The sequence below is a fragment of the Pseudoduganella lutea genome (assembly GCF_004209755.1).
GTDB classification, from domain to species: Bacteria; Pseudomonadota; Gammaproteobacteria; order Burkholderiales; family Burkholderiaceae_D; genus Rugamonas; species Rugamonas lutea.
In genome coordinates this window covers 3,599,604-3,615,207 of record NZ_CP035913.1, presented here as the reverse complement: position 1 = coordinate 3,615,207, position 15,604 = coordinate 3,599,604, and the positions used below count along the sequence as shown (strand labels likewise).

The window sequence follows — 15,604 nt, the reverse complement described above, 5'->3', positions numbered from 1 at the left end:
GAAACGTATAATCGCCGCCTCCGCCCATGCTAATATACGATCCGTATATGGATCGTATATCAAGGAAATCATGGGCATCGTAAACATCAAGACCGCGGAACAGATCGAACTATCGCGTACCGCCGGCCAGTTGGCGGCGGACGTGCTGACGATGATCGGCCCGCATGTCAGGCCCGGGGTCAGCACCGCATACCTGGATGAGCTGTGCCACCGGTACATCGTCGACGTTCTGAAGGTTATTCCGGCCAACGTGGGCTATCACGGCTATACAAAGACCATCCTCACCTCTGTCAACGACGTCGTCTGCCATGGCATCCCGTCGCCGAAGACGATCCTGAAGGATGGCGACATCGTCAACATCGACGTGGCCGTCATCAAGGATGGCTGGTTCGGCGACACGAGCCGCATGGTCCACGTGGGCAAGCCCAGCCGGGCAGCACGCCGGCTGTGCGAAGTGACGTATGAGGCCATGTGGGCCGGCATCCGCGCCGTGCGGCCGGGTGCCACGCTGGGTGACGTGGGCCACGCGATCCAGTCACTGGCCGAGAACGCCGGTTACTCCGTCGTGCGCAACTTCTGCGGCCATGGCATCGGCACCGAGTACCACGAAGATCTGCAGGTGCGCCACTTTGGCCGCCCCGGCACAGGATTGACGCTGCAGCCCGGCATGATCTTCACGATCGAACCGATGGTCAATGCCGGCCACTACCCCACGCGCACGCTGGCCGATGGCTGGACCGTGGTGACGGAAGACCGCTCGCTGTCAGCCCAGTGGGAACACATGGTTGCGGTGACGCCGAGCGGATTCGACGTGCTCACCCTGGCACCGGGCGAGCACGCAGCCTGAGGGGGAGCGCGGCGGGATGCCTTGTGCTAATATACGGTTCATATACAAACCGTTTATCTGTACTAGTGAGACCATCATGGGCATCGTAAAAATCTCCGACCAGATGCATGAAAACCTGCGCATCGCGAGCGGCGCACTGAGCCGCTCGATCAATGCGCAGGCCGAGCACTGGCTGCGCATCGGCCTGCTGGCCGAAACCAATCCCGACCTGAACTACAGCGAACTGTGCCAGCTGCTGCTGCGCGGCGAGACGGGCCAGGGGCCACTGCGGCTGACGCCCGTGAAGGGGGAGGCGCTGCACGATGCGTAAGAAGAACAGCAACGCCATCCTCGTCAAGTCGCCCGAACAGGTCGAATTGTCGCGCATCGCCGGCCAGCTGGCGTCGGACGTGCTGACCATGATCGGCCCGCACGTGCAACCCGGCGTCACCACCGAGTATCTCGACAAGCTGTGCAACGAGTACATCGTCAATGTGCTGCAGGTCATTCCCGCCAACGTGGGCTATGCCGGCTTCACGAAGACGGTGTGCACGTCCGTCAACGAAGTGGTGTGCCACGGCATTCCCTCGCCGAAGAAGGTGCTGAAGGATGGCGACATCATCAACATCGACGTGGCCGTCATCAAGGATGGCTGGTTCGGCGACACGAGCCGCATGTACTACGTGGGCAACGTGGGCAAGGCCGCGCGCAAGCTTTGCGAAGTGACGTATGACGCCATGTGGGCCGGTATCCGCGCCGTAAGACCGGGTGCCACGCTGGGCGACGTCGGCCATGCGATCCAGTCGCTGGCCGAGAATGCCGGCTTCTCCGTCGTGCGCGACTACTGCGGCCACGGCATCGGCATGGTGTACCACGAAGACCCGCAGGTGCTGCATTATGGCCGCCCCGGCCTCGGTCTCACGCTGGAGCCGGGCATGATCTTCACGATCGAGCCGATGATCAACGCCGGCAAGCACCAGACGCGCTCGCTGCCGGATGGCTGGACCGTGGTGACGGCGGACAGGTCGCTGTCCGCGCAGTGGGAGCACATGGTGGCCGTGACGGCGACCGGGTTCGATGTGCTGACGCTGGCGCCGGGGGAAAAGGCGCAATAACTGTGCTTCTGGGGAGAACCGGTGTCAGACACCTTTTCGCAAGCGAAAAGGTGTCTGACACCAGGCCCTGTGCAAGCCATCACTCCTCCCTGACACCAGGCCCTGGACCGGCCTGCACCTCTATTTCAATACGAGCTTCAGTGCCGGCTTCTCGCCGTAATCCTCGTAGCGCTCGTTGATGCCGCCGATGCAGAAGGCGATTTCTTCCAGCAGGTCGGGCACCGCGGCCTTCATGGCGGCGGCGTTCGTGACCACGATTTCCAGTACCTCGTTCGGCTTGAGCCGGAACTTCGTCATGCCCTCGTCGTCGCGCAGGTAGGAAAGCGCATCGATCCACGAATCCATCGTGGGTGCCACGTGGTCGTTGAAACCGAATGCCGCGCGGCTGGCGGCATGAAAAGCCGCTTCGTCGCGGATCGCCGCGCCATCCAGGGTGATGGTTGTCATTGTTTCTTTTCCTTCGGGTCGGTGACGAAGACCAGCTTCGTCAAGCCTTCCTGCTGCGCCGCCGCCATCAGTTGCGCCACCGCTTCGTAGCGGGTGGCGCGGTCGGCGCGCAATTGCAGTTCGGGTTGCGGTTCGCGCCGCGCGGCCGAGGCCAGGCGCGGCTGCAGTTCGGCGGGCTTTACCACCTCATCGTTCCAGTACACGGTGCCTTCGGCATCGATCGAGATCTTCACCGCATCGGCAGGCTGCGGCGCGTTCGCAGCCTGCGCTTTCGGCAGGTCGAGCTTCACGGCATGCGTGAACATCGGCGCGGACAGGATGAAGATCACCAGCAGCACCAGCATCACGTCCACCATCGGCGTCACGTTGATGTCGGCCATCGCTTCCTTTTGCCGGTGATGGTTGAACGCGCCAAATGCCATGGTCGCTCAATCCTTCGTCAGGTAGGCGTGCAGGTCGTGGGCGAACGCGTCGAGCTCGGACAGCGTGAGCCGGTTGATGCGATTGAAACCGTTATAGGCCAGCACGGCGGGAATCGCCACCATCAGGCCCACGCCGGTCATGATCAGCGCTTCGCCAACGGGGCCGGCCACCTTGTCGATCTCCACGGTGCCGGACGACGACACGGCGGCCAGCGCATGGTAGATGCCCCACACGGTACCCAGCAGGCCCACGAATGGCGCGGTGGAAGCGATCGACGCCAGCAGCGTGAGGCCCGATTCGAGCCGCACGGTGGAACGGTGGATCGCATCGCGCAGCAGCCGCGTGACCTGTTCGGAGCGGCCCACCGAGGTGCCGAGCGAATGGCCCTTGCCCGCGGGGGCCGCCACGGTGCCCTGCTCGGCGAGCGCGAGATAGATGCCTTCGGGATCGCCCGCCGACACGACGGCCACGCCATCGGCCAGCGTGGGCGCATCCCAGAAGCGCTGCACCACGCGCGCGCTGCGGCGCACGCGCCATGCCATCAGCCCTTTCGACAGGATGAAGAACCAGCTCGCCAGCGACATGGCCAGCAGGAAGTACGCGACAGCATGGCTGATCGCGTCGCCCCGCTCCCAGTAGCCGGCGAACGTAAAGTGCTCCATGTCTTACTGGTTCAGGCCCAGCACGTCGTACATGTCGAACAGGCCGGTGCTCTTGTCGGCCAGGAAGCGCGATGCCCGCAGGGAGCCTTGCGCATAGCCGGCGCGGCTGCTGGACTTGTGGCTGATCTCGATGCGCTCGCCGGTGCCGGCGAACAGCACTGTGTGGTCGCCGATGATGTCGCCGCCGCGGATCGTGGCAAAGCCGATCGTCGACGGATCGCGCTCGCCCGTCACGCCTTCGCGGCCGTACACGGCGCATTCCTTCAGGTCGCGGCCCAGCGCGTCGGCGATCACTTCGCCCATCTTCAGCGCGGTACCGGACGGCGCATCGACCTTGTGGCGGTGGTGCGCTTCGATGATCTCGATGTCGTAGCCGGTGGACAGGCTTTTCGCGGCCAGCTCCAGCAGCTTGAGCGTGACGTTCACACCCACGCTCATGTTCGGCGCGAACACGATGGCCGTTTTTTCGGCGGCGGCCTTCAGCGCGGCCTTGCCCGCATCGTCGAAACCGGTGGTGCCGATCACCAGCTTGATGCCGTGCGCGGCGCAGTATTCGGCGTGCTGCAGCGTGCCTTCGGGGCGGGTGAAGTCGATCAGCACGTCGGCACCCTTCAGGCCTTCGGCCAGGTCGGACGTGACGATCGCACCGGATGCCTTGCCGAGAAACGCGCCGGCATCCTGGCCGAGGCCGTCGCTGCCGGCGATGCCGAGGGCGCCGGACAGGCGCAGGTCATCCGCGTTCAGTACGGCTTCCACCAGCATGCGGCCCATGCGGCCGCCGGCGCCGGCGATGGCGATGTTCAGAGTGCTCATGTGTAGTTCCTGATGTTGTTCTTGTGATGTAATCGACTGCTTGTTGGCGCTAATTGGCGCTTATTGGTGCTTACTGCCCGCCTGGCGACGTGGTGACCTCGACCGGATTGCGGTTGCCGGCATCCTGCCCGCTCGGCAGTGGCGCGCGCTGCGCGGCCGGCTGGTTTTCGCTGTTGCGCTTTTCGTCCTTCTTGAACTGGCGGATCGGGCCGGCGATGCGGGCAATGTATTCACGCTCGGTGGGCAGTTCGCCGCCTTCGAAGCGCTCGACCTTGCCTTCCTTGTCGAAGTACACGACGACGCTGCTCGTGGTCAGCTCGCCGTCGCCGCGCGCGAAGCGGAACGGGTAGTCCCAGCGGTTCTCGTGGAAGATATCGTTCAGCAGCGGCGAACCCATGATGAAGCGCACCTGGTCGCGCGTCATGCCGGTTTTCAGTTGAGCGAGCATTTCCTTCGATACGAAGTTGCCTTGCTGAATATCCGGGCGATATGGCGAGAAGAACCACATGAAGCGCTGGATCTGCGATGCCTTCGTGGTGACGGCGCCCTGCGCCGGGTCGACGACCGGGTTGGCCTGCTGCGCCACCTGCGCGCCTTCCTTCGGCCCCAGCACGGTCTTGCCGGCGCAGCCACCCAGTGCGACTGCCACGCAGGCCGCCGCCGCAAGCAGGGGCAGGCGGGATGTCCGCGGTTTCATTACTGGCAAGACCGCGAACGGGGCAGCAGGCAGGACGGACGACGGTGACGCTTGGGTGACGCGCATAAGTGACCTCAAATCGATTGAGCGGAAGTGCCGAAACGCTATATCATAAAGCACTCCAGCAAAAACCGACTACCGAACATGAGTAACAGCCCAACCGACCTGAAGGCCAGCGGCCTGAAGGCCACCCTGCCGCGCCTGAAGATTCTCGACATCTTCCAGAACAGTTCCGTGCGTCACCTGACGGCCGAAGATGTCTACAAGATCCTCCTGGCCGACAATATGGACGTCGGTCTCGCCACCGTTTACCGCGTGCTGACGCAGTTCGAACAGGCTGGCCTGTTGAACCGCAATCACTTCGAAAGCGGCAAGGCGATCTTCGAACTGAACCAGGGTTCCCACCACGACCACCTCGTGTGCCTCGATTGCGGCCGCGTGGAGGAATTCGTCGACGAGGAAATCGAAGCCCGCCAGCAGCGCATCGCCGTCGAACGCGGCTTCAAGATCGCCGAGCATGCGCTGGCGATCTATGGCAGTTGCATCAAGGACAACTGCCCGCACCGGCATTGAACGCTTGAATACAAGTAAAAACGGCCTTCACAGGCCGTTTTTTATTTGCAATGTTGCTTGAAAAATGGGCGGTCCGCCGAAGCGGTACGTCCCCACTTTCCGGAAATGTTGCTCGTAAAATGGGGACGTACCCCATTTTACGAGCAACATTCAGCCGTGGCTGAGCGCGTTCGATAGCAGGCGCGACGTGATGTCCACGATCGGGATCACGCGCTCGTAGGCCATGCGCGTGGGGCCGATCACGCCGAGCGTGCCGACGATCCTGCCGTTCACCTCGTAGGGCGCGGTGACGACGCTCATGTCGTCCAGCGGCACGAGGTTCGATTCGCCGCCGATGAAGATCTGCACGCCGGACGCCTTCGACGACACGTCGAGCAATTGCATCAGCCCCGTTTTCTGCTCGAACATGTCGAACATCTGGCGCAGCGACGTCATGTTCGAGGACAGGTCGCTCACCGACAGCAGGTTGCGCTCGCCGGAAATCACCATGTCATCGCCCGTATCGGCCATTGCCTCGGTGCCCGCCTCCACGGCGGCCTGCATCAGGCGGCCCATGTCGTCGCGCAGCTGGCGCAGTTCACCCTGCATGCGGGTGCGCACTTCGTCGAACGCCAGGCCGCTGTAGTGCTGGTTGATGAAGTTGGCCGATTGCTGCAACTGGGACGGGGTGTAATCGACGTCCGTCAGCAGCAGGCGGTTCTGCACGTCGCCACCGGGGGCAACGATCACCAGCAGGATCCGCTTTTCGCCCAGGCGCAGGAATTCGATCTGCCGGAACGCCGATTCGCGGCGCGGGCTCATGACCACGCCGGCGAACTGCGACAGCGACGACAGCATCTGCGCCGCGTTGGCGATCAGCTTTTGCGGCGGATGCGCCTGCGGGCGCAGCCGCGATTCGACGGCACTTTCATCCATTGGCTGCACGGTCAGCAGCGTGTCGACGAAAATGCGGTAGCCACGCGGCGTGGGCACGCGGCCGGCCGACGTGTGGGGGCTCGAGACATAACCGAGTTCTTCGAGATCGGCCATGATGTTGCGGATCGTGGCCGGCGACAGGTCAAGGCCGGAAATCTTCGACAGCGCGCGCGAGCCGACGGGCTGGCCGTCGGCAATATAGCGCTCTACGAGGGCTTTGAGCAGGGTTTGGGCACGGGTATCGAGTTGCATGATCGGTTCACAGGCTAAGCAGTCATTATGCACCGCCGGGAGCGCACCAGGAATTCAATCGGCTAACTGTTGTTCCAGCCACGCAATCAGCTCGCCCACGTCGCGGCAAATCGCGTCGGGCACGATGCCCGCTTCCAGGTGGGCCGTGCTGCCGGTGCGGTTCATCCACACGGCTTTCAGGCCCGCCTTTTGCGCCCCTTCCACGTCCAGGCGCAGGTCGTCGCCCACGTACACGGTTTCATGCGGCGCCACGCCGAGCGCTTCACATGCCGCCAGGAAGATTTCTGGATCGGGTTTCGCCTTGCCGAACCGGCTGGCCGCCAGCGATACCTTGAAATGGTGGGCGAGGCCGATGACTTCAAGGTCGGCATTGCCGTTGGAGATCGAGCCCAGCGTGACTTTTTCCGCCAGGCGCTGCAGCCCGGGCAGCACGTCGTGGTAAAGCTCGACGGTGTTGCGCGCGGCCGCGAACAGCTTGATGGCTTCGTCGAGCCGGGCCAGGTCTTCGCCCACGTGCTGGAACGCCGCTTCCAGCCCCGCGCGGCGCAGGCCGATCAGGTCGAGGTGGTGTTCCGGCTTTTCGGCCAGCAGCGCCATGCGGCGTGCCCGCAATTCTTCGATCGTGAAGGTTTGCGCCACTTTCGGCGCGTGTTCGGCCAGCCACGCATGCAGCGCGCGTTCCGCTTCGGCGATCACGGGGCCGATCGGCCACAGCGTATCGTCCAGGTCGAACAGAATGGCTTTGGGTCGGGCAATGTCGTTCATGCTGCCATTGTCGCATGGCCCGGCCCGGAAGACGCAAGCGCTGCTGGCTGCCGGGGCGGCAGTCGCCCTGCACCATCGGGCGCGTGCCGTGAAACCTTGGAAAGACACATGTCGTTACAAGCATTTAGCGAACCAGGCCTTGCCAAATGCACTAAAATAAGGCCCGTTTCCGGCTCAGCCGCCGCTTACGGACGGCAACGCACCGCTTCCGGCCCAGCGCCGTCCGGCATTCGCCCCGATCAATTTGGAGATTGTTATTGTTATGAAGAGTATGTATGCGTGCGCAACCGCCGGCGCGTTGTGCGCTGCGCTGCTGGCCGGCTGCGGCGGCAGCGACAACGGCAACCTGACCCTGAGGGTGGGCGTCCAAGGCCTGCTCAAGCCGGGCCTGGTCCTGAAGAACGGCGACCAGACCGTGTCCGTGCCCGCCGGGGCGAACGAGGTGTATTTCCCGAACCTGATCGCGGAAGATTCCACGATCAATATCGAGATCGTGACGGACGCTACCGCCACGGTGTGCTCGGTGGACAAGGCGACCTCCACCAACATCAAGGCCAACTACTACACTGCGCTGCGCACGTCCGTCACGTGCGTGACCAACAGCTACAAGCTGGGCGGCACCGTGACCGGCCTGACGCAGGACCAGCTGGTGCTGACCTTGGGCAGCAATACCGTGACGATCCGCCCGGAAACCGGCTCGAGCTTCGAGTTCCCCGGCTCGGTGTACGACGGCTTCGCCTATGGCGTGACCGTGCTGCAGCAGCCCGAAGGCCTGACCTGCACCGTGGAGAACCCCACCGGCACCATGCCGTCGGGCGACCGGCTGAACCTCGCGGTTTCGTGCGTTCCGCGCGCGTCCTGAACACCGCCTTCCTGGAGAATGTAATGAAAGCAAATACTATCGGCATGGCGGTGCTGGCACTGGCGCTGGCCGCATGCGGCGGCAAGTCGGAATTCACGATCAACGGTGGTTTCTATGACGCGAACGGCAACCTCGAGCCGTTGAGCAACCCGGGCCTGGTATTGGCCAACGGCGACGACGAGATCGCCGTCCCCGTCGGCACCACCCGGTTCAGCTTCCCGAAAACGATCGAATACGGCAATGCCTTCAATGTCGTGGTCAAGACCCAGCCGCAGCACATGACGTGCGATCCAACGAGCACGCCAGGCACCGCCGGCCGCAACGAGTCGATCAACATCGCCCTGCGCTGCCAGCAGAACAAGTACGCGGTCGGGGTCACGGTCAAGGGTCTCACGGAGGCGGCTGCCACCGACGCCCGGCTACAGCTGATCAATGGCTCCAGTGTGGTTGAAGTGACGGCCGCCTCACCCGTGGCAAGCTTCGGGAGCATCCCGGTCGGCACGGCCTACGGCATCACGATCTTCCAGCAGCCGCTCAACCAGACCTGCACGATCACGAACGGCTCCGGCATCATGGGCGACGCCGATCGCGCCGATGCGGTCGTCAACTGCGTCAAGAATCCGTGATATTCACAAGTGGAATGATGGGAATCATGAAGATAAATTGGATCAATATGCGGCAGCGCATCATAATCACTCCCGTCTCCTCCACTTCTTTCTGAGAAATGGATTCAGCCGGCTCCCAGAGCCGGCTTTTTTTTGCTCGCAATATTTCCTGAAACCGGGGTCAGACCCCGGTTTCAGGAAATACCACGATACCGGTGTCTGTCACCGGTTTTTTTGCAATCCTCGTGGTCGTTAAAAAGCCGCCGGGGCCTTGCGGCGCCGGCGGCTTTCGCGGTCAGCTAGCGATCAGAACTTGTACGCCAGCCCGATGTTGTAGCGGCGGCCGTATTCCATCACGTTCTGGATGTACGGGTTGCCGGCCTGCTTGTGGATCACCCGCTGGTTCGTGATGTTGTCCAGGCCCACGTGCAGCTGCAGCTGCGGCGTGAGGTATTTCGAGATGTTGGCCGAGACGTACGTTTCCTCGTCGTTTTCCACCAGGTAGCCGGCCGTCCAGCGTGGCATGCGCACGAACGGGCTGTGGTAGTTCGCCTGCAACCGCGCCTCGAAGCCGTTTTTCTCGTACCACAGCGTGACCCCGCCATTACGCCGCATCAGGCCCACCATCGGTAAGTCGCCGGTGAATTCCCGGATGCTGCTTTCGTTGTACGAGAAGTTCGCCGCCATGCCCAGGCCGTCGAACGGCGCGGGCAGCATCGTGAACGCCTGCTGGTAGGCGAACTCCAGGCCGCGCACATAGCCGCCCTCACCGTTGATCGAGCGTGTGAGCGTGGCCGGCCGGCCGTCGATCGTCGTGGTATCGCTGGTGATGCCGATGTAGCTGCCCACCTTCTTGTAGAACATGCCGGCCGACAGCAGCCCGCCCTGGTCGAAATACCACTGGTACGACAGGTCGGCCTGGTTCGCCATCATTGGCAGCAAGGCCGGGTTGCCGGCGCTGCCCGTGGCGGGCTGGCTCGATCCCGTATCGATGGCCAGCTGGCGCGATGCGCGCATTTCATCCATCGGCGCGCGCGACATGGCGCGGGCCAGCGAGAAGCGCAGCTGGTGTTCCTGCGCCTCATCCAGGTTCAGGATCAGGTTGGCGCTCGGCAGCGCCTTCGTGTACGACGCGCCCCCTTCCGTCGCCGTCGGTGCGGCGCCATTGCGCGACTCCATGCCGTAGCCGGTCTGCTTCGTGTGCACCACGCGCAAGCCCACGTTGCCGCGGTATTTCAGGCCGAGCATCTCGCCTTCCAGGTCGCCCTGCGCATACACGGCGCTCGTGCGCTCCTTCACGCGCCAGCCAGCCAGCAGGTCGGTGGTCGTCTGCGTGCGGCCATCCGGCGACAGCGCGCCGGCACCGAACAGCGAACCCACGGTGCCGTTGAAGTCGTTCAGCATCAGCGCCGGGAAATAACCGTCCGAGCGGATCGTCTCGAACGCCGATGCAGGCAGCGACGTGGCCGTTGTGGCCAGGTTCCACGTGGTCTGGTGGAACGATTTGTCGCGGTCGGAGAACCGCGCGCCGAACTTGATGCGGCTGACCGGGCCCAGTTCGACCGGGCGCCAGGCCGACAGCTGGGCCGAGTTCAGCTTGTCGTCGACGTGGCCATCGGCATCGATGTACAGTGCCGGCGCACCGAAAATCGCCGGATTGCCGGTATCCTGCGTGAACGAGTAAGACTGGTGATCATTGCCGGTGAACGCCCAGCTCAGCGTGCCGGGCGCGCTGGTCTGGCGCACGTCGGCCCACTGGCTGTCGCGATCGGCGCGGGAGGTGGCCACGTCGGCATCGATCTTCCACTCGCCCACGTTGAACTTGCCGTTCAGGCCACCGGCGAAGTTGCTCATGTTCTGGAACCAGCGCGTGCTGTGCGTCGACACCGTCACGTCGCGCACGGTGGCACCCACCACGTAGCCGTCGCGGATGTCGAGGTTCGAGAAGTTCGGCGTCTGCCAGCCATCCCAGTTGCCGATGTCGCCCGTCCAGTGCTGCACGCTCGGTTCGTAAATCTTGTTTTTCGCGTAATACAAGTCCGCCGTGATCTGCGCATCCGGGCTCAGTTTCCATTCAACCTTGCCCAGCACGCTGGCGCGCTCGTTGGTGCCGCGCTTGACCTCGTCCTCGAAGCCCCACGGGGTCTTGTCGACGCGGCCGTCGCCGGTCATGTCCACCGAATTGTTTTCGTTGAAGCCCCAGTGGTTCTTGCGCTTCTCGATCGATGGCTGCTTCTGGTAGCTGGCCGCCAGCGCCACGCCGACGCTGCCGCCGGCCAGCTGGTCGATGTAGATGCCGCCCAGGCGCGGCCGCCACGCCTTCGCGTCGACGTCGTTGGCCAGCGGGTAGTACAGCGCATCGGCCTTGACGGAAATCTGGCGGCCCTTGTACTTCAGCGGCTGCACCGTCTGCAGGTCGATCGACGTGGCGACGCCACCTTCGACCAGGTCGGCGTTCTGCGTCTTGTAGACCACTGCGCCGGACAGCGACTCGGACGGGAACTGCTCGAACCGCACCGCGCGGTTCGGCTCGGACGACGCCAGTTCGCGCCCGTTCAGCGTGGCCCCGATGAAGCGCTCGCCCATGCCCCGCGCCACGATCTGGCTGGCGTTGCCGCGGTCCAGGCCTGCGGCCAGGCCCGGCAGCCGGGCCAGCGATTCGGCGATCGTCGTATCGGGCAGCTTGCCGATGTCTTCCGACGACACGACTTCGACGATGCTGTTCGAGTTTTCCTTGACGGACAGCGCGCTGCGCACCGAGGCGCGGATACCGGTCACCGTTACCTGCTGCACGGCGGTATCGCCGGCCACAGGGGCTTCCGGTTGCTGGGCGGCTTGCTGGGCAAGCGCTGCGGCGGGAAAGAGCGCAGGAACGAAAAACAGCGCGCGTACCAGTGCGCTGATGGGGGTGGGCTTCATGGGGTCTCCGTGTGATTTTTATCCAAAGTGGCCGTCGGCATGCGCGGTGTATGCCAATCGATCAACTTCTTGATAAAAATTTTATGCGGCTGAAATGCTTGTCAGCCAATGAAACATTACGGATGACTTATATGAAAACGATATACGTCGCGGAGGATTGCAGCTAAGGCCTTGTATCGACAAGAAAATAGCATGACGCAACGTTATCTTGGCAGGTGGATTATGGCAGGTGATGCGTTGCGCCGTTGTAACGAAAACGCAACGCAGCTTGTCTTCCGGTTACTGGCCCGCGGTTTTCAGGCTGTTCGCCAATGCCACGTAGGCTTCCATCGCCACCGTTTCCGGACGCATGCTTGGGTCGATGCCGGCGTCGATGATCTGCTGTTCCGTGAACATGCCGGCCAGGCAGTTGCGGATCACCTTGCGGCGCTGCGAGAACGCCTTGGCCACCACCGCCTCCAGCGTGGCGGCATCGCAGGGCAGCGGGTCGGCGATGGGGATCATCCGCACGATCGCCGAATCCACCTTCGGCGGCGGATCGAACGCTTCGGGCGGCACGACGAACATCAGCGCCATCCGGTAGCGCCACTGCAGCATCACCGACAGGCGTCCGAAGGCCTTGGTGCCCGGCTCGGCCACCATGCGCTCGACCACCTCCTTCTGCAGCATGAAGTGCTGGTCCTCGATCTGCGGCGCGAACTCGGCGAGGTGGAACAGCAGCGGGCTGGAGATGTTGTACGGCAGGTTGCCGACGACGCGCAGCTTGCGGCCTTCCGGCACGGGAATGGCGCCAAAGTCGAACTTGAGCGCATCGCCGGAATGGATCGTCAGCTTCTCGCGTGGGAAGCGCTTTTCCAGGCGTGCTACCAGGTCGCGATCGAGCTCCACCACGTGCATGTGCGGCAGCGATTTCAGCAGCAGGTCCGTCATCGCCGCCAGGCCAGGGCCGATCTCCACCATCGTATCGCCGGGAGCCGGCGCGATGGCCGTGATGATGTCGCCGAGGACACTGTCATCGTGCAAAAAGTTCTGGCCGAAGCGCTTGCGGGCTATGTGTTTCATGTAATCGAGAAATAGTTGCCAAAAACCGGGGTCTGACCCCGAATTTTGGAAATAGTTGCCAAAAACCGGGGTCTGACCCCGGTTTTTGGAAATTAGTTGCTCTGGCGGCTGGCGTTGGCCATGCCGAGGGCGGCGGAGATCGCTTGTTCCATGCTGCCGCAGTCGGCGTGGCCGGGGCCGCGGGCGGCCAGGTCCAGCGCGGTGCCGTGGTCGACCGAGGTGCGGATCAGCGGCAGGCCCAGCGTGACGTTGATGCCGCGGCCGAACGTGGCGAATTTCAGCACCGGCAAGCCCTGGTCGTGGTACATGGCCAGCACGCAGTCGGCATCGCGCAGGTATTTCGGCTGGAACAGCGTGTCGGCCGGATACGGGCCGCGCGCGTCGATGCCGCGGGCCCGCGCGGCTTCCAGCGCGGGCGTGATGACGTCGATCTCTTCGCGCCCCAGGTAGCCATTCTCGCCCGCATGCGGGTTCAGGCCGGTGACGAGGATGCGCGGGGCGGCGATGCCGAATTTCGTTTGCAGGTCGCGGTGGATGATGTCCAGCGTCGTGCCCAGGCCATCGACCGTCAGCGCCGCAGGCACGTCCTTCAGCGGCAGGTGCGTGGTTGCCAGGGCCACGCGCAATTGCGGCACGCCTTCCACACCCGCATCGACATTATTCAGTTCACCGGCCAGCATCATCACCACCTGCGCGGTGCCGGTACGGTCGGCGAAGTACTCGGTATGGCCGGAAAACGCCACGCCAGCATCGTTGATCGTGCTTTTCTGCAGCGGCGCCGTGGCCACCGCCTCGAACCAGCCGGCCCGGATGCCTTCGATCGACGCATCGAGCGTGGCCAGTACGGCGCGGCCATTCTCGCTGTCGAGCTGGCCCGGCACCACGTGCGCGGCCAGCGGGATATCGATCACGGACAGCCGGTCCGGCCCGAAGTGCGGCAGGCCGCCGTTGCGCACGGCCATCAGCGACAGCGCGCTGACACGGATGGCCGGATCGATCGCCTGCGCCGTCATCGCCAGGAAGGCGGCGTCGCCCAGCAGCACGCAGTTAACGCGCTCGCGCATCGCCCATGCGGCGCGCAGCGAAATCTCGGGGCCGATACCGGCCGGTTCGCCCGTGGTGATGGCGATCGCCGGGCGAACGCCCGGGCGGCGTGCAGGCGGGGACGTGCTCACGGGGTAACACTCACGGGGTTGACGCTCACAGGGTTACGCTCGTTCATGGGCCTTACTTGACCGCGTCGGGACGCAGCTCTTCGCTGCGGAATTCCACGTAGGCGCGGTCACGCACCTCGCGCTGGAAGTCTTCCGCCGCTTCCACCATCTTGCGCTCGCGCAGCGCCATCCGCGCTTCGTTGCGCTTCTTTTCCTTCGACATGTCTTCCGACTTGCGCTCCACCACCTGGATCAGGTGGTAGCCGAACGCCGTCTCGATCGGGCCGCTCGTTTCGCCCGGCTTCAGCTCGTTCATCGCCTTTTCGAATTCCGGCAGCGTGTCGCCCGGGTACAGCCAGCCCAGGTCGCCGCCCTTCTTGCCCGATTCGTCGTTCGAGTACAGCCGCGCCAGTTCCTCGAACGAGGAAGTCTTGCTGTCCAGCTTAGCCTTCATGTCGGCCAGCTTGCGCTTGGCATCCGCGGCGCTCGTCGACGGCGTCACCTTCAGCAGGATGTGGCGCGCGTGCGTCTGCTCCACGGCCGCCTCGGCCTGCGCCTGGGCCAGCGAGCGCTTGTCCACCAGTTTCAGGATGTGGAAGCCCGTCACGCTCTTGATGATCGGCGTGACCTGGCCCGGCTGGATCTTGTTCAGCGCTTCGGCGAAGACCGGCGGAATGCGGTCGCTCGGGCGCCAGCCCACGGCGCCGCCCTGCAGCGCATCGGCCGCGTCGGAATACGTGGCCGCCACCTTGGCGAAGTCGCCACCGGTGCGCAGCTGGCGCATCACGTCCTCGGCGCGCTGCTGGCGCTGGGCGATCACGTCCGGCGTGGCATTCTCGGGAATGCGCACGAGGATCTGCGAAATGTTCACTTCCTGCTGCTCGGCGGCCGCCGCTTCCTGCGCGGCCAGGAAGCTGTCCACTTCCGCTTCCGAAATCTGGATCTTGGCATCGACTTCGTGCTCGCGCAGGCGCGTGGTGATGATCTCCTCGCGGATCTCCTCGCGGAAGCTGGCGAACGACGTGCCATCCTTCTCGATCTGGTCGCGCAGCTGCTGCACCGACAGCTTCTGCTGTTCGGCGATACGGGCAATCGCGCGGTCGAGCATCGTGTCGTCCACGCGCACGCCCATTTCCTTGGCCATCTGCAGCTGGGCGCGTTCGACGATCATGCGCTCCAGGATCTGGCGCTGCAGCGCGGCGGCATCCGGCAACTGCACGTTCTGCTGCTTCATCCGCTGCATGATGACGGCGACGCGCTCGGTCAGTTCGCGGCGCGTGATCACGTCGTCGTTGACGACGACGGCGATCGAATCGATTTCGGGATTCTTGGACTGACCCGGCGGCGTGAAGCCCTTCGGCTGCGCCGGCGCGGCGGCCGGTGCAGTGGCGGAAGCAGCGGGCTTGGCGTCCTGCGCCACGGCCACGCCGCCGGCAGTCATGGCGCACAGCAGCAGGGCTGCGAGGGTGATCGGATGCTTACTGAACATATTGCAAACGCTTTTCAGGTCAGGT

At 64.0% G+C, this 15,604-nt stretch carries 17 protein-coding genes; 6 read left to right on the top strand and 11 right to left on the bottom strand.

Features of this window, described 5'->3' with window-relative positions:
* The first annotated feature begins 70 nt into the window (after positions 1-70).
* From map (EWM63_RS15300) to map (EWM63_RS15290), 3 genes are all read left to right on the top strand, one after another.
* Positions 71-847, top strand: a complete 777-nt coding sequence (gene map, locus EWM63_RS15300; protein ID WP_130187303.1) for a type I methionyl aminopeptidase — start codon at positions 71-73, stop codon at positions 845-847.
* 76 nt (positions 848-923) lie between these two features.
* Positions 924-1,157, top strand: a complete 234-nt coding sequence (locus EWM63_RS15295) for a ParD-like family protein (RefSeq protein WP_130187302.1) — start codon at positions 924-926, stop codon at positions 1,155-1,157.
* Positions 1,150-1,941, top strand: coding sequence for a type I methionyl aminopeptidase (map, locus tag EWM63_RS15290; protein WP_130187301.1), 792 nt, complete (start codon positions 1,150-1,152; stop codon positions 1,939-1,941). Before EWM63_RS15295 ends, map (EWM63_RS15290) begins: the two co-directional genes overlap by 8 nt.
* A 120-nt stretch (positions 1,942-2,061) precedes the next feature.
* Here map (EWM63_RS15290) and EWM63_RS15285 read toward each other — a convergent pair whose 3' ends face one another.
* The 5 genes from EWM63_RS15285 to EWM63_RS15265 all read right to left on the bottom strand — a co-directional run bounded on the left by EWM63_RS15285 (position 2,062) and on the right by EWM63_RS15265 (position 4,935).
* Positions 2,062-2,388: a barstar family protein gene (locus EWM63_RS15285; RefSeq protein WP_130187300.1), complete on the bottom strand. Its 327-nt coding sequence runs from the start codon at positions 2,386-2,388 to the stop codon at positions 2,062-2,064.
* Entirely contained in the window at positions 2,385-2,810 is a 426-nt protein-coding gene (locus EWM63_RS15280) for an ExbD/TolR family protein (RefSeq protein ID WP_130187299.1), read from the bottom strand. The genes EWM63_RS15285 and EWM63_RS15280 overlap by 4 nt, the downstream gene beginning before the upstream one ends.
* Positions 2,811-2,816: 6 nt before the next feature.
* Positions 2,817-3,473, bottom strand: a complete 657-nt coding sequence (locus EWM63_RS15275; protein ID WP_130187298.1) for a MotA/TolQ/ExbB proton channel family protein — start codon at positions 3,471-3,473, stop codon at positions 2,817-2,819.
* Positions 3,474-3,476: 3 nt separating this feature from the next.
* A complete protein-coding gene (dapB, locus tag EWM63_RS15270) occupies positions 3,477-4,286 on the bottom strand; it encodes a 4-hydroxy-tetrahydrodipicolinate reductase (RefSeq protein ID WP_130187297.1) in 810 nt (269 codons plus the stop codon).
* Between the two features lie 70 nt (positions 4,287-4,356).
* A complete protein-coding gene (locus EWM63_RS15265) occupies positions 4,357-4,935 on the bottom strand; it encodes an outer membrane protein assembly factor BamE (RefSeq protein ID WP_307720861.1) in 579 nt (192 codons plus the stop codon).
* Positions 4,936-5,127: 192 nt separating this feature from the next.
* Between EWM63_RS15265 and fur the strand changes: the two genes are divergently transcribed.
* A complete protein-coding gene (gene fur, locus EWM63_RS15260; protein WP_130187295.1) occupies positions 5,128-5,556 on the top strand; it encodes a ferric iron uptake transcriptional regulator in 429 nt (142 codons plus the stop codon).
* Positions 5,557-5,706: 150 nt separating this feature from the next.
* On the opposite strand, the gene hrcA is transcribed toward fur, so the two are convergent.
* Complete coding sequence (hrcA, locus tag EWM63_RS15255) at positions 5,707-6,723, bottom strand: heat-inducible transcriptional repressor HrcA (RefSeq protein WP_130187294.1); 1,017 nt, start codon at positions 6,721-6,723, stop codon at positions 5,707-5,709.
* A gap of 54 nt (positions 6,724-6,777) precedes the next feature.
* The gene (locus tag EWM63_RS15250) at positions 6,778-7,488 is read right to left on the bottom strand and encodes an HAD family hydrolase (protein ID WP_130187293.1); all 711 of its coding nucleotides are present in this window, start codon (positions 7,486-7,488) and stop codon (positions 6,778-6,780) included.
* A 262-nt stretch (positions 7,489-7,750) separates the two neighbouring features.
* Here EWM63_RS15250 and EWM63_RS15245 point away from each other — a divergent pair, with 262 nt between their 5' ends.
* Together EWM63_RS15245 and EWM63_RS15240 are read left to right on the top strand one after the other, a co-directional pair.
* The gene (locus tag EWM63_RS15245) at positions 7,751-8,350 is read left to right on the top strand and encodes a hypothetical protein (protein WP_130187292.1); all 600 of its coding nucleotides are present in this window, start codon (positions 7,751-7,753) and stop codon (positions 8,348-8,350) included.
* A gap of 23 nt (positions 8,351-8,373) precedes the next feature.
* Entirely contained in the window at positions 8,374-8,976 is a 603-nt protein-coding gene (locus EWM63_RS15240) for a hypothetical protein (RefSeq protein WP_130187291.1), read from the top strand.
* Positions 8,977-9,261: 285 nt separating this feature from the next.
* Here the strand turns inward: EWM63_RS15240 and EWM63_RS15235 are convergent, their stop codons facing one another.
* The 4 genes from EWM63_RS15235 to EWM63_RS15220 form a co-directional block, all read right to left on the bottom strand.
* Positions 9,262-11,874: a TonB-dependent receptor gene (locus tag EWM63_RS15235; protein ID WP_130187290.1), complete on the bottom strand. Its 2,613-nt coding sequence runs from the start codon at positions 11,872-11,874 to the stop codon at positions 9,262-9,264.
* 279 nt (positions 11,875-12,153) lie between these two features.
* Positions 12,154-12,936, bottom strand: a complete 783-nt coding sequence (gene rsmA / locus EWM63_RS15230; protein WP_130187289.1) for a 16S rRNA (adenine(1518)-N(6)/adenine(1519)-N(6))-dimethyltransferase RsmA — start codon at positions 12,934-12,936, stop codon at positions 12,154-12,156.
* Between the two features lie 92 nt (positions 12,937-13,028).
* Positions 13,029-14,111, bottom strand: a complete 1,083-nt coding sequence (pdxA, locus tag EWM63_RS15225) for a 4-hydroxythreonine-4-phosphate dehydrogenase PdxA (protein ID WP_130187288.1) — start codon at positions 14,109-14,111, stop codon at positions 13,029-13,031.
* A gap of 52 nt (positions 14,112-14,163) precedes the next feature.
* Positions 14,164-15,579: a peptidylprolyl isomerase gene (locus EWM63_RS15220; protein WP_130187287.1), complete on the bottom strand. Its 1,416-nt coding sequence runs from the start codon at positions 15,577-15,579 to the stop codon at positions 14,164-14,166.
* Positions 15,580-15,604 lie beyond the last annotated feature (25 nt).